The organism is Mesorhizobium sp. M5C.F.Ca.IN.020.32.2.1, assembly GCF_004023105.1.
GTDB classification, from domain to species: Bacteria; Pseudomonadota; Alphaproteobacteria; order Rhizobiales; family Rhizobiaceae; genus Mesorhizobium; species Mesorhizobium wenxiniae.
Genome location: NZ_RZSX01001361.1, coordinates 1 through 1,031 on the forward strand (window position 1 = coordinate 1; position 1,031 = coordinate 1,031).

The window sequence follows — 1,031 nt, forward strand, 5'->3', positions numbered from 1 at the left end:
CCTCCCATTCATTGATCCAGGAGAACTGATGCCGGCGCCAGTGCTCGTTCTGGCGGATCGTGGTGCGGACCGATGTCGATTGCAGGCGCGTCAGGGCGCCTTTGAGCAGCTTGTAGTCGCGCTGGCCCGTCGCCCGGCCGATTGTCGTGAGCATCTGGTATGGCGTGAAGCGTAGGAAACGGGATGTCTTGAGGCCCTGGTTTTCGGCTTCGACGATCTGGCTCGCTGCCCAGATCAGCACGTCGGCGTCCCAGATGGTCGCCATGCCGTGCTGAGGCGTGGCAAACACTTCCACCTTGACCTCACCGGCCTCGTAAAGGATCGGCGCCGCCCGTTTCATCTTGGCAAGCGAGAAGAACGGTCTCTCCATGAGATCGCGCTGGTCGCGCGGGGAAGCATCGCCAGTCGCGACGATGAAAGGATCGAGCTTCTCTCGCTCGGCGGATGCTGAAAAACCGCGCGCCATCTCGGAGCCTCTCAGCGCGCCGTGCGGCCGGCGCCGCCCGTCGCTTGCGGCTCGTGCCGCTTGGCCGGCAGCACAGAGCCGCGCGGGTCGGAGGTGGAGGTGACGGCGCCACGGTTGGCCCACGCTTGCAGGTCCTCGAGCGCGTAGACGACCCGGCCGCCGAGCTTGCGATAGGCGGGGCCGGTCCCGTAGGTGCGGTGCTTCTCAAGTGTGCGGCCGGAGAGACCGAGGAAACGTGCCGCTTCGGGTGTGCGCAGGTAGCGCGGCGGCAAGCCGGCGAGCGGATCGGGCATGGTCGGGCCTCCGTGGGTTCGATCAAACCGCCGGTGACGACCGGCGTGCGAAGACCACGGTGGCGAAGATGTCGAACGAGGAGGGATGAGGAAGTTTCGGGGGCAAAATTCCTCACCCCCAGCCGCGGGATTTCGAGGCTATTCCTTGTGGCGATGACGCAGAAGCTGACGATAACCGCCCGCGATCATGGCGTGTCCGCCTTTGACGAGGCCGATGACACTCGCCCGCAACGCAGAGGTTTTCCAAGACTCGGCCGCGACTCGGTCCGGGC

General features: G+C 65.7%; 3 protein-coding genes. All 3 read right to left on the reverse strand.

The genetic code is table 11. The features are described 5' to 3' along the window. On the reverse strand, window positions 1–466 hold a 466-nt coding region (locus tag EOA86_RS35990; protein WP_206630252.1), incomplete at its 3' end, for a replication initiator protein A. Between the two features lie 11 nt (window positions 467–477). After that, window positions 478–759, reverse strand: coding sequence for a helix-turn-helix domain-containing protein (locus tag EOA86_RS35995; RefSeq protein WP_128345783.1), 282 nt, complete (start codon window positions 757–759; stop codon window positions 478–480). A 138-nt stretch (window positions 760–897) separates the two neighbouring features. Next, a partial coding sequence (locus EOA86_RS36000) for a DUF2285 domain-containing protein (RefSeq protein WP_128345786.1) occupies window positions 898–1,031 on the reverse strand: 134 nt, incomplete at its 5' end.

Bases quoted from the DNA above. Each gene is read 5' to 3' on its own strand.
- EOA86_RS35995 (WP_128345783.1), bottom strand. From the start codon at position 759: ATGCCCGATCCGCTCGCCGGCTTGCCGCCGCGCTACCTGCGCACACCC.